Raw genomic sequence first — 10,809 nt, 5'->3', positions numbered from 1 at the left:
CGGTCCCTCAACGCCAGGGTAGGGAGGGGGAGTTGATGTGTGCCAGATCGCGTGATGTCCGTTGGGTTACGAAAATTCCGTCATGGCGGTGTCGCGGTTCCCTCGGGGCCCGCGGTTCACTCGCCGATGTCCTCGTTCCACAGGGCCGGGTTCCTCTCGATGAAGTCGCGCATCATCGCGACGCACTCGGGGTCGTCCAGCAGCACGATCTCCACGCCGTGCTCGGCGAGCCAGTCGTGGCCGCCGTGGAAGGTGGCCGCCTCGCCGACGACCACCCGGGAGATGCCGAACTGGCGGACCAGGCCCGAGCAGTACCAGCACGGCGAGAGGGTGGTCACCATCGTCGTGCCCCGGTACGACCGCTGCCGGCCCGCCGCGCGGAACGCCGCCGTCTCCGCGTGCGTCGAGGGATCGCCGTCCTGGACGCGCCGGTTGTGGCCGCGGCCCAGGAGGGCGCCGTCGGGGCCGTAGAGCGCGGCGCCGATCGGGATGCCGCCCTCGGCGAGGCCGGTGCGGGCCTCCTCGACGGCGGTGGCGAGCCAGGTGCGTGCCGTGGCCTGATCCATGAGGTCCACCTCCGCGTGATCCATGCCTCACTCCGCCGGGGCGGAAACGCGGGGGCACCGTGCGGCGGACACGCTCCCGGGTCCGGGCGGAAGCCGTCGAGGACGGCCCCCTCGGATGACGACTCGGACGGCCGGAGGGTCACCCGGCTCGGGCCGTCGAACGGCGCCGGGCACAGCACCGTCCGCGGGGTGCGCAGGGTGTCGTCGCGGCCGGTGCCCCTCACGGTGCCGAAATCCCCCGGGAATCGTCCAGGAGCGGGTCAAGTAGCCTGTGCCGATCGCCGCCACCTGTGCGGCAGTTGAGGCCTGGGCGCGTGGGAGGAACGGTCATGGGTGCTGCTCCGGTACTGGAGGAGCTGCGGGAGGTCTGCCAGCCGCAGGCCAAGCTGGCGAGCCGCAACGGCGAACACTGGGCGGGCCGGCTCTACATGCGCCGTGTCTCGCTGCGGTTCACCCGCCAGCTCGTGCGCACCCCGGTCACCCCGGACCAGCTGACCTGGACGATGGTGGTGTGCGGGATCCTGTCCGGCGCCGCGCTGCTCGTCCCCGGCCTGACGGGCGCGGTCCTGGCCGCCCTCTTCATGCAGCTGTTCCTCCTCTTCGACTGCGTCGACGGCGAGGTCGCCCGCTGGAAGGGGCAGAACAGCGCGACCGGCATCTACGTCGACCGCCTCGGCGCCTACCTGGCCGACGCGGCGCTGATGACCGGCTTCGGCTTCCGGGCCGCCGAGTCGGGCCTCGGCGGCTGGGCCGGCTTCAACGGCTGGGTCTCGCTCGGCCTCGCGACCGCGCTCGGTGTGGTGCTGCTGAAGGCCTCCACCGACCTGGTGGACGTGGCCCGCGCCCGCCGCGGTCTCCCCGTCGCCGACGACGAGTCGACCCGTCCCCGCTCGCAGGGTGTCGCCTCGGTCCGCCGCCTGGCCGCCGCCTTCAAGATCCACCGCCTCACCAACGGCATCGAGGCCTCCCTGCTCCTGCTGGCCGTGGCGGTCGCGGACGCGGCCACCGGCGGCATCGAGCCGACCCGCTGGGCCCTTGCCGCCATCGCCGTGATCACGTGGGTGATGGTCCCGGCCCACCTGCTGTCGATCCTGTCCTCGTCCCGACTGCGCTGACCCGGCCTCTCGACGGCCCGGGTGACGGCCGGCCGAGGGGGCTCTTGGGCCCGTAGGAGTCGTGGCGCTGAAGTGGTTCTCGGCCCGGCCCGGGCCGTCCGAGCCGGGGGACTCCTCGATCGACCCAGGTCGTCCGAGCCGGGGGACTCGTCGATCGACCCGGGTCGTCCGAGCCGAGAGGGCTCCTCGGCCGGCCCGGGTCGTCCTCGCCGAGGCGGCTCGGCCCGGCCCGGACTCCGCGCCGACGCGGTCACCGGCGACCCGGGACCGCGCCCCCGTTCCGGTCCCCGGGCCGACGCCCGGGCCGACGCCCGGGCCGAGAGGTCCAGGACTGCTCGGTTCCGGCCGGCTGCCCGTCGGTTCGGGTCGTCCGCGTCGAGGTGGCTCGGCGGTCTCGGGCTGCGCGTTGACGTGGTCGCACCGGCGATCCGGGACCGCCCCCCGTTCCGGTCCCGTGGCCGACGCCCGGTCCGAGCGGTCTACGGATGCTCAGTCCCGCCCGGCTGCTCCGCTCCCCGCGCCCCCTCCGCCCCGAGGTAGCCGTGGAGCGCCCCCGCCCCCGCCAGCATCGCCCGTGTCCTGGCCGTCAGGGTCTCCCCGCGTGCCGCCAGCGTCGACCGCAGGGTGTCGGTGTCGCCCTCCCGGCGCAGGTCCTCCAGGACCGGGCGGATCCGGTCGAAGAGGTGGTGGCTGCGGCGCAGGGCGCGGATCACGCGGGCGTCGCGCACGTCGGCCGGCCCGTAGGCCCGGTAGCCGGTGCCGCGTTCGCGGGGCGGGGTGAGCAGTCCGGCCGCCTCCCACACCCGCAGCGCCGACGTCCGTACGCCGAGCAGCGCGGCGACCTCGCCGATGCGCAGGGGCGAGCGGGGCGCGGCGGCCGGGGGCTCCCCGGCCAGCTCCTCCAGTGCCTCCCCGGTGGCCCGAAGAGCGGCCCGCTCCTCGTGCAGCGCGGCGTGCGCGGCGTCGACGAGGGCGAGCGCGCCCGGCACGTCACCGGCGTGCACGGCCCGCATGATCCGGGTGGCCGCCACCGGCCCGTAGCCCGGTTGCAGCGCCCGGTACGTCAGCAGCGCCCGCCGGTGCGGGGCCCCGAAGGTCCGGTACCCCGACGCGGTGCGCCCGGCCGGGGGCAGCACACCGGCCTCCTCGTAGTTGCGGATCTGCTGCGTCGAGAGCCCGGCGAGGCGGGCCAGGTCGACGGTACGGAGACGGACGGCGCGCCGACCGTCGTCGTTCTGAGGCGTCATCACGGTCGGTTCTACGGCAACGGGGCACTCCCGCGGGTGACTTCCGACGCGGAAGACGGCAGTCACGCAGGCCGCAGGCGCGGGCGCCCCGCCAGACGCCCCCGGGCGCCAGACGCCCCCGGGCGCCAGACGCCAGACGGCAGGCGCCCCACCAGGCCGACGCCGCACACGCCCGCGCAGGCCTCAGGCGCGGGCGCCCCGCCAGGCGCCGCAGGCCCCAAACGGCTGGCGCCCCGCCAGGCCGACGCCCCATCAGGCCGACGCCGCACAAGCCCGACGCCCGGCCTACCCGGTCACCCTCAGCAGCAGCTTCCCCGTGCTCGTCCGGGCGCCCATCAGGCGGTGTGCCTCCGCCGCCTCCGGCAGCGTGAACTCGGCGGTGACGGGCAGCGAGACCGTCCCGTCGGCCACCGTCGCGAACGCCCGCTCGGCCAGCGCCCGCAGCGCGGTCGGGGCGGTCCTGGCCAGGCTCAGGACGGAGAAGCCGCCCACCGAGACGCCCGTCGGGTACAGCTCCGGCTGTCCCACGCTCCACGGCTCGGCCGAGCTCGCGTTGCCGAAGGAGACCAGGCGCCCGAAGACCGCGAGGGAGGCCAGGGAGGCGCGCAGGGTGTCGCCGCCGACGGGGTCCAGGGCCAGGTCCACCCCGCGGTCGCCGGTCGCCGCGCGGACCGCCTTCTCGAAGTCGCCGACGAACACCTCGTCGTAGCCGTGGGAGCGGGCGTACTCGGCCTTCGGCGCCGAGGACACCACGCCGTACACCGCGCCCGCGCCCGCCGCCTTCGCCAACTGGCCCACCACCGTGCCGATCCCGCCCGCCGCGCCCTGCACGAGGACGCTCTCGCCGGGCTGGAGCCGGCCCACGGCGTGGACGAGGGCGTACGCCGTCGGCAGGACCGTGGGCAGGGTGGCCGCCGTGCGCAGGTCCACCCCGGCGGGCAGCGGGAACACGGTCACCGCGTCGGCCACCGCGACGTCCGCGTACGCACCGCCGTCCGTCAGCGCGGTCACCTCCTGGCCGACGGTCAGGCCCTCGACGCCCGCGCCGAGCGCCCGGACCCGGCCGGAGACCTCCAGGCCGGGGCGGAAGGGGAGCGCGGCGACCCGGTAGCCCTCCGCCCGGGCCTTCAGGTCGGCGAAGTTCACGCCCGTGTAGGCGACGTCGACGCTCACCTGACCGGGGCCCGGCTCGGGCACGCCGGCCTCCACCACCTTCAGGACCTCGGGACCGCCGTACTCCTGGAACTCGATCGCGCGCATGCCGGACTCCCGCTCGACTGTTCAACGAAAAGCGAACAGTCGCGAGTGTATGGTTTTCATCGAACAGCCGGCAAGCCGCGCAGGCGGGTCCACGGAAGGAGTCGGGCGTGGCACAGCGCACCGCGAGTCATCGGGCCGCCCCCGAGCACACCCACCCCGACGACGTCCCGCTCCTCACCGCGCTCGCCGCCCTCGCCGATCCCGTACGGCTCACCCTCGTCCGGGAGTTGGCGGGCTCGCCCGAGTGGTCGCGGGCCTGCGGCAGCTTCGACGTGCCGGTCGGGAAGGCGGCCCTCAGTCACCACTTCGCCGTACTGCGCGGAGCCGGCCTGGTCGAGCAGCGCGACGAGGGGCCCAAGCGGGTCAACCGGCTGCGCCGGGCGGAGTTCGACGCCCGTTTCCCCGGGCTGCTGGACCTGGTCCTCGGGGTCGACTGAGCCGACCGGGCCCGGGCCGCCGCGCACTCACCGCGCACCGGGGCGGCAGCCGGTCACCGGCGGGGACGGCTCAGCTCTCGTCCCGCCCGTCGTCCCCCTTGTCCTGCTTGTCCCGCCCGTTCCCCTTGTCCCCGCCGTCCTCGTCCAGGGACTTCAGGAACTCGGGGTTGTCGTCGGGGGCGACCCACTGTCGCTGCGGGCGGCCGCTGCGGACGCCCGACCAGCCCTCGGCGGCCGGGCTGCGCCGCTTGCCCGCGATGAGCCAGGAGATCGAGCCGACGAGGGGGAACAGCAGCACGAGGATCGCCCACAGCGGCTTCGGCATGTGGCGGATCTCGTCGTCCTTCGTGCTGATGCAGTCGATGAACGCGTACACGCTCAGCGCCAGCGGCACGAGGAACATCAGTACCCGGAGCATGGGGGCCTCTCCAGCGAAGTGGTCGTCGGGGCCACGAGCACGGGCCCCAGGTACTGGGCCAGGGTAGCCCCTCGGGGATACTTGACCCCATGGCTTACGACGATCTTCGTTCCCTGCTCAGGGCACTGGAACGTGAAGGCGACCTCAAGCGCGTCAAGGCGGAGGTCGATCCGTACCTGGAGGTCGGGGAGATCGTCGACCGGGTCCAGAAGTCCGGCGGTCCCGCGCTGCTCTTCGAGAACGTGAAGGGCTCCGCGATGCCCCTCGCGATGAACGTCTTCGGCACCGACCGCCGCCTGCTGAAGGCGCTCGGGCTGAAGTCGTACGCGGAGATCACCGACAGGATCGGCGGACTGCTCAAGCCCGAACTGCCGCACGGCTTCGTCGGCGTCCGGGAGGCCTTCGGCAAGCTCGGCGCGATGACGCACGTCCCGCCGAAGAAGGTGAAGGACGGTCCCGTGCAGGAGGTCGTCCTGCACGGCGACGACGTCGACCTCGAGCAGCTGCCCGCCCTCTTCACCTGGCCGAAGGACGGCGGCTCCTTCTTCAACCTGGGCCTGACCCACACCAAGGACCCCGAGAGCGGGATCCGCAACCTCGGTCTGTACCGCCTCCAGCGCCACGACAGGCGCACGATCGGCATGCACTGGCAGATCCACAAGGACAGCCGGAACCACTACCAGGTGGCGGCGCGCAGGGGGGAACGCCTCCCGGTCGCCATCGCCTTCGGCTGCCCGCCCGCCGTCACGTACGCCTCCACCGCCCCCCTCCCCGGGGACATCGACGAGTACCTCTTCGCCGGGTTCATCGCGGGCCGGCGGATCGAGATGGTCGACTGCAAGACGGTGCCGCTCCAGGTGCCGGCGCAGGCGGAGGTCGTCCTGGAGGGCTGGCTGGAGCCGGGGGAGATGCTCCCCGAGGGCCCCTTCGGCGACCACACCGGCTTCTACACCCCGCAGGAGCCGTTCCCGGCGCTGAGGATCGACTGCGTGACGATGCGCAAGCGGCCGCTGCTCCAGTCGATCGTGGTCGGCCGCCCCCCGACGGAGGACGGCCCGCTGGGCCGCGCGACGGAGCGTTTCTTCCTGCCCCTGCTGAAGATCATCGTCCCGGACATCGTGGACTACCACCTCCCCGAGGCCGGCGGCTTCCACAACTGCGCGATCGTCTCGATCGACAAGAAGTACCCCAAGCACGCGCAGAAGGTGATGCACGCGATCTGGGGCGCCCACATGATGTCCCTCACCAAGCTGATCGTCGTCGTCGACTCCGACTGCGACGTCCACGACCTGCACGAGGTCGCCTGGCGCGCCCTCGGCAACACCGACTACGCCCGCGACCTGTCGGTCGTGGAGGGCCCCGTCGACCACCTCGACCACGCCTCCTACCAGCAGTTCTGGGGCGGCAAGGCGGGCATCGACGCGACGAGGAAGTGGCCCGAGGAGGGCTACACGCGCGACGGGGGCTGGCCGGACATGGTGCTGCCGGACCCGGAGACGGCGGCGAAGGTGGACCGCCGCTGGAAGGAGTACGGCCTGTGAGCAGTGCGTCCGCAGCCCTCCCGCAGCCGGGACGCACCAAGGCGTTCCTGCGCCTGGTCATGATCGAGCACTCGGTCTTCGCCCTGCCCTTCGCCTACATCGCCTCCCTGACGGCGATGTTCCAGCTGGACCGGAACATCCACTGGGGCCGGCTGCTCCTGGTCACCGTCTGCATGGTGGGCCTGCGGACCTTCGCGATGGCCGTCAACCGGATCATCGACCGCGAGATCGACGCGAGGAACCCGCGCACGGCCCAGCGCGAGCTGGTGACCGGCGCGATGTCGGTGAAGCACGCCTGGACCGGCGCCCTGATCGCGCTGGTGGTCTTCCTCGGCGCGGCGGCGCTGCTGAACCCGCTCTGCCTGGCGCTGGCCCCGGTCGCGGTCGTCCCGATGGTCGTCTACCCCTACGGCAAGCGCTTCACGAACTTCCCCCAGGCGATCCTGGGCCTGGCCCAGGCGATGGGACCGGTCGGCGGCTGGCTGGCCGTCACCGGCGAGTGGTCCTGGGACGCGGTGATCCTGGGCCTGGCCGTCGGCGTCTGGATCGGCGGCTTCGACCTGATCTACGCCTGCCAGGACGTCGAGGCCGACCGCGAGACCGGCGTCATGTCGGTCCCGGCCCGCTTCGGCATCCCGGCGGCGATCCGGAGCGCGCGGGTCTGCCACGCGGTCACGACGGCCCTGCTCGTCTGGTACGCGCTGGCCACCGGCGCGGGCGCCTTCTTCTGGCTCGGTCTGCTGATCGTCGCGGGCGCCTTCGGCTACGAGCACACCATCGTGCGGCCGCACGACCTGTCCCGTCTGAACAGGGCGTTCTTCAGTGTCAACGGCTTCATCGGGATCGCCCTGTTCGGGTGCGCGCTGCTGGACCTGCTGGTGCGCGGACTCACCGTGTAGTCCGTTCGGGTGAGTTCGGGGGCCCGGGAGGGAAGGCACCCACGGGGACCGCGGGCCCGACCCGTCCTGAAGACCTTTCCGCCCACCGGTACGCTCAAGGTGTGAACGCAGGAGAAACGCAGCGCGTGCCTTGGATCGTGGGGGTGTCCGGGGCGTCCGGTACGCCCTATGCCGCCGCTGTCCTGCGCGCGCTGCTCGCGGGGGGCGAGAGCGTCGACCTGGTCGTCAGCCGGGCCTCGCGGCTCACGCTGCTCGACGAGACACGGATCTCCTTCCGGGACGCGCACTGGCGGGACGACCTCCGGGAATGGCTCGCGCGAGGGGCCGACGGGAAACCGGGCACCTTCGACGTGGACCTGGACGGGGTGCGGTACTGGGGCGCGGGGGACCTGGCCGCCGGGCCGTCCTCGGGGTCGTATCCGACGAAGGGGATGCTGATCGTCCCCGCCTCGACGGCCTGCGTCGCGGGAGTCGCCCTCGGGCTGTCCAAGGACCTCCTCCAGCGGGCGGCGGGCGTGACGCTCAAGGAGCGCCGGCCCCTGGTCGTCGCCGTACGCGAGACCCCGCTGAACGGGCAGACCCTGCGGCACCTCGTCGCCCTGGACGACGCGGGCGCGAGCGTCGTCCCCGCCTCCCCGGCCTTCTACGCGGGCGCCACCCACATCCAGGACCTGGTCGACTTCGTCGCCGGGCGGGTCCTCGACGCGGCGGGCGTCCCGCACCGGCTCTACCGCCGGTGGGAGGGCGAGCTGGGCGGCGGCTCACCACACCCCGCCTGAACACCGGGCAGCGCCGGCAGCACCACCTCGCAGCACCACCTCCAGGAACTCCACGAACTCTCAGACCTCATTCATCGGAAGGCTCGATCGCATGGACGCGGTGGACAGGCAGCTCATCCAGGCCCTGAGGGAGAACGGCCGGGCCTCCTACGCGGAGCTGGGACGCCTCGTCGGCCTGTCGGGACCCAGCGTCACCGACCGCATCAACCGGCTGGAGGCGGCCGGTGTCATCACCGGCTACCGCGCCACCGTGAACGCCGCCTCCCTCGGCCTCGGCGTCACCGCCCTCATCGGGATCTCCCTCTCCGACGCCGCCGACCACGAGGACGTGGCCGCCCGGCTGAAGGACTTCCACGAGATCGAGGACTGCTGGTTCATCGCCGGCGACGACTCCTTCATGCTCAAGGTCCGGGCCAACGACGTCGACGGCCTGGAGAAGATCATCCGGCGGCTCAGCGGGACCAAGGGGGTCTCCCGCACCCGTACCACCATCGTGCTCTCCACGAAGTGGGAGAACCGGGTGGGTGACCTTCCCGAAGAGGTCTAGCGGGCTGGGCGTACGGTTTACACAGACTGTCTACGAGAGGGATGACCATGGACGTCGGGCTCAAGCGCGAGCTGGAGGAGAAGGTCCGCTCCGGTGAGCGGCTGACCCGCGAGGACGGCATCGCGCTGTACGAGTCGGACGACCTGGCCTGGCTCGGCGGGCTCGCCCACGAGGTGCGGACGCGCAAGAACGGCGACGTCGTCCACTTCAACGTCAACCGGCACCTCAACATGACCAACGTCTGTACGGCCTCCTGCGCGTACTGCTCCTTCCAGCGCAAGCCGGGCGAGAAGGACGCGTACACGATGCGCATCGAGGAGGCCGTCAAGCTCGCCAAGGCGATGGAGTCGGAGAACCTCACCGAGCTGCACATCGTCAACGGGCTGCACCCCAACCTGCCGTGGCGCTACTACCCGCGTTCCCTGCGGGAGTTGAAGGCCGCCCTGCCGGACGTCTCGCTGAAGGCCTTCACCGCCACCGAGATCCACCACTTCGAGACCATCTCCGGCCTCAGCGCCTCGGAGATCCTCGACGAGCTGATCGACGCGGGTCTGGAGTCCCTCACCGGCGGCGGCGCGGAGATCTTCGACTGGGAGGTCCGGCAGCACATCGTGGACCACCGCACCCACTGGGAGGACTGGTCCCGGATCCACCGCCTGGCGCACGAGAAGGGGCTCAGGACCCCGTGCACCATGCTCTACGGCCACATCGAGGAGCCCCGTCACCGCGTCGACCACGTGCTGCGGCTCCGCGAACTCCAGGACGAGACCGGCGGTTTCCAGGTCTTCATCCCGCTGCGCTACCAGCACGACTTCGTGGACGTGCGGGACGGCAAGGTCCGCAACCGCCTCCAGGCCCGCACCCAGATGGCCACCGGCGCCGAGGCGCTCAAGACCTTCGCGGTCTCCCGCCTGCTCTTCGACAACGTCCCGCACGTCAAGGTCTTCTGGGTCATGCACGGCGTCCAGACCGCGCAGCTCGCCCTCCAGCACGGCGCGGACGACATGGACGGCTCGGTCGTCGAGTACAAGATCACGCACGACGCCGACAACTACGGCACCCCGAACAAGCTGACCCGCGAGGACCTGCTGGACCTGATCCGCGACGCGGGCTTCCGGCCGGTGGAGCGCAACACGCGCTACGAGATCATCCGCGAGTACGACGGCCCGGACCCGGCCCGCAGGGAGTCGCCGCAGCCGATGCGGGTGTGACGCGACAGGCATGAGTGGAGCTGCCCGGGGGCGCGGGGAACTGCGCGGCAGGCCCCCCGCGACCCGCGGGCGGCGTCCGGACGAAGCCCCCCTCGTTCGCCCGCCGGGAACGAGGGGTACTCGTCGCGCATGGCTGTCACGAAGGCCCCCGAGGACGCCTACACCGCCGCCCCCTTCGTCCCGGACGGGGCCGGTCTCCCCGACCTGCGCCGGGCCGCCGCCGGCTGTCGGGGCTGCCCGCTGCACCGGGACGCCACGCAGACCGTCTTCGGTACCGGGAACGCCCACGCGCGGGTGATGCTCGTCGGCGAGCAGCCCGGCGACCAGGAGGACCGCCAGGGCGAGCCGTTCGTCGGCCCGGCGGGGAAACTGCTCGACCGGGCGCTCGCGGAGGCCGGCATCGACCCCGGCGAGGCGTACGTCACCAACGCGGTGAAGCACTTCAAGTTCACCCGGGCCGAGCCCCGCAAGCGCCGCATCCACAAGGCGCCGACGCTGCGCGAGATGACGGCGTGCGGCCCCTGGCTGGCCGCCGAGCTGGCGGTGGTGGAGCCGGAGCTGATCGTGGTGCTGGGGGCGACGGCGGGCAAGGCGCTGCTGGGCTCGGCGTTCCGGGTCACTCAGGTGCGCGGGACGGTCCTGGAGCGGGAGATCCACGGCCGCCCCGAGCGGCTGGTCCCGACGGTGCACCCGTCCTCGGTGCTGCGCGCCGACGACCGCGAGGCCGCGTACCAGGGCCTGGTCGCCGATCTGAGGGTGGCGGCTCGCGTCCTGTCGTGAGCATCACGG

Annotated in this window: 12 protein-coding genes; 8 read left to right on the top strand and 4 right to left on the bottom strand. The window is 72.7% G+C overall.

Annotated features, from left to right (window positions below; genetic code table 11):
- Positions 1-116: 116 nt before the first annotated feature.
- Positions 117-566 (bottom strand): nucleoside deaminase, encoded by a 450-nt coding sequence (locus ACF1A1_RS11475; protein WP_391999068.1) that lies wholly within the window; start codon positions 564-566, stop codon positions 117-119.
- Between the two features lie 329 nt (positions 567-895).
- Between ACF1A1_RS11475 and ACF1A1_RS11470 the strand changes: the two genes are divergently transcribed.
- Positions 896-1,681 carry a CDP-alcohol phosphatidyltransferase family protein gene (locus ACF1A1_RS11470; RefSeq protein WP_391998956.1) on the top strand — a complete coding sequence of 262 codons (786 nt, stop codon included), beginning with the start codon at positions 896-898 and terminating at the stop codon, positions 1,679-1,681.
- A gap of 479 nt (positions 1,682-2,160) precedes the next feature.
- On the opposite strand, the gene ACF1A1_RS11465 is transcribed toward ACF1A1_RS11470, so the two are convergent.
- Together ACF1A1_RS11465 and ACF1A1_RS11460 are read right to left on the bottom strand one after the other, a co-directional pair.
- Positions 2,161-2,928, bottom strand: a complete 768-nt coding sequence (locus ACF1A1_RS11465; protein WP_391998954.1) for a MerR family transcriptional regulator — start codon at positions 2,926-2,928, stop codon at positions 2,161-2,163.
- A gap of 285 nt (positions 2,929-3,213) precedes the next feature.
- Positions 3,214-4,188, bottom strand: coding sequence for a zinc-binding alcohol dehydrogenase family protein (locus ACF1A1_RS11460; RefSeq protein ID WP_391998952.1), 975 nt, complete (start codon positions 4,186-4,188; stop codon positions 3,214-3,216).
- Between the two features lie 107 nt (positions 4,189-4,295).
- Here ACF1A1_RS11460 and ACF1A1_RS11455 point away from each other — a divergent pair, with 107 nt between their 5' ends.
- Entirely contained in the window at positions 4,296-4,625 is a 330-nt protein-coding gene (locus ACF1A1_RS11455) for an ArsR/SmtB family transcription factor (protein ID WP_391998950.1), read from the top strand.
- Positions 4,626-4,695: 70 nt separating this feature from the next.
- Here the strand turns inward: ACF1A1_RS11455 and ACF1A1_RS11450 are convergent, their stop codons facing one another.
- Positions 4,696-5,043 carry a PLD nuclease N-terminal domain-containing protein gene (locus ACF1A1_RS11450; protein WP_391998949.1) on the bottom strand — a complete coding sequence of 116 codons (348 nt, stop codon included), beginning with the start codon at positions 5,041-5,043 and terminating at the stop codon, positions 4,696-4,698.
- 89 nt (positions 5,044-5,132) lie between these two features.
- Between ACF1A1_RS11450 and ACF1A1_RS11445 the strand changes: the two genes are divergently transcribed.
- The 6 genes from ACF1A1_RS11445 (at position 5,133) to ACF1A1_RS11420 (ending at position 10,800) form a co-directional block, all read left to right on the top strand.
- Positions 5,133-6,584: a menaquinone biosynthesis decarboxylase gene (locus tag ACF1A1_RS11445; protein ID WP_391998947.1), complete on the top strand. Its 1,452-nt coding sequence runs from the start codon at positions 5,133-5,135 to the stop codon at positions 6,582-6,584.
- The gene (mqnP, locus tag ACF1A1_RS11440) at positions 6,581-7,483 is read left to right on the top strand and encodes a menaquinone biosynthesis prenyltransferase MqnP (protein ID WP_391998946.1); all 903 of its coding nucleotides are present in this window, start codon (positions 6,581-6,583) and stop codon (positions 7,481-7,483) included. Before ACF1A1_RS11445 ends, mqnP begins: the two co-directional genes overlap by 4 nt.
- A gap of 125 nt (positions 7,484-7,608) precedes the next feature.
- Positions 7,609-8,262, top strand: a complete 654-nt coding sequence (locus ACF1A1_RS11435; protein WP_391999067.1) for a UbiX family flavin prenyltransferase — start codon at positions 7,609-7,611, stop codon at positions 8,260-8,262.
- 91 nt (positions 8,263-8,353) lie between these two features.
- Entirely contained in the window at positions 8,354-8,809 is a 456-nt protein-coding gene (locus ACF1A1_RS11430) for an Lrp/AsnC family transcriptional regulator (protein WP_391998945.1), read from the top strand.
- A gap of 47 nt (positions 8,810-8,856) precedes the next feature.
- Entirely contained in the window at positions 8,857-10,020 is a 1,164-nt protein-coding gene (gene mqnE / locus ACF1A1_RS11425) for an aminofutalosine synthase MqnE (protein ID WP_391998943.1), read from the top strand.
- A 129-nt stretch (positions 10,021-10,149) separates the two neighbouring features.
- Entirely contained in the window at positions 10,150-10,800 is a 651-nt protein-coding gene (locus ACF1A1_RS11420; protein WP_391998941.1) for a UdgX family uracil-DNA binding protein, read from the top strand.
- Positions 10,801-10,809 lie beyond the last annotated feature (9 nt).

Origin of the sequence: Streptomyces sp. NPDC014995 (genome assembly GCF_043080745.1) — a bacterium.
Classification (GTDB): domain Bacteria; phylum Actinomycetota; class Actinomycetes; order Streptomycetales; family Streptomycetaceae; genus Streptomyces.
This window is presented reverse-complemented; position numbering and strand designations above follow the sequence as displayed.

Bases quoted from the DNA above. Each gene is read 5' to 3' on its own strand.
- ACF1A1_RS11475 (WP_391999068.1), bottom strand. From the start codon at position 566: ATGGATCAGGCCACGGCACGCACCTGGCTCGCCACCGCCGTCGAGGAG.
- ACF1A1_RS11470 (WP_391998956.1), top strand. From the start codon at position 896: ATGGGTGCTGCTCCGGTACTGGAGGAGCTGCGGGAGGTCTGCCAGCCG.
- ACF1A1_RS11465 (WP_391998954.1), bottom strand. From the start codon at position 2,928: ATGACGCCTCAGAACGACGACGGTCGGCGCGCCGTCCGTCTCCGTACC.
- ACF1A1_RS11460 (WP_391998952.1), bottom strand. From the start codon at position 4,188: ATGCGCGCGATCGAGTTCCAGGAGTACGGCGGTCCCGAGGTCCTGAAG.
- ACF1A1_RS11450 (WP_391998949.1), bottom strand. From the start codon at position 5,043: ATGCTCCGGGTACTGATGTTCCTCGTGCCGCTGGCGCTGAGCGTGTAC.
- ACF1A1_RS11445 (WP_391998947.1), top strand. From the start codon at position 5,133: ATGGCTTACGACGATCTTCGTTCCCTGCTCAGGGCACTGGAACGTGAA.
- ACF1A1_RS11430 (WP_391998945.1), top strand. From the start codon at position 8,354: ATGGACGCGGTGGACAGGCAGCTCATCCAGGCCCTGAGGGAGAACGGC.
- mqnE (WP_391998943.1), top strand. From the start codon at position 8,857: ATGGACGTCGGGCTCAAGCGCGAGCTGGAGGAGAAGGTCCGCTCCGGT.
- ACF1A1_RS11420 (WP_391998941.1), top strand. From the start codon at position 10,150: ATGGCTGTCACGAAGGCCCCCGAGGACGCCTACACCGCCGCCCCCTTC.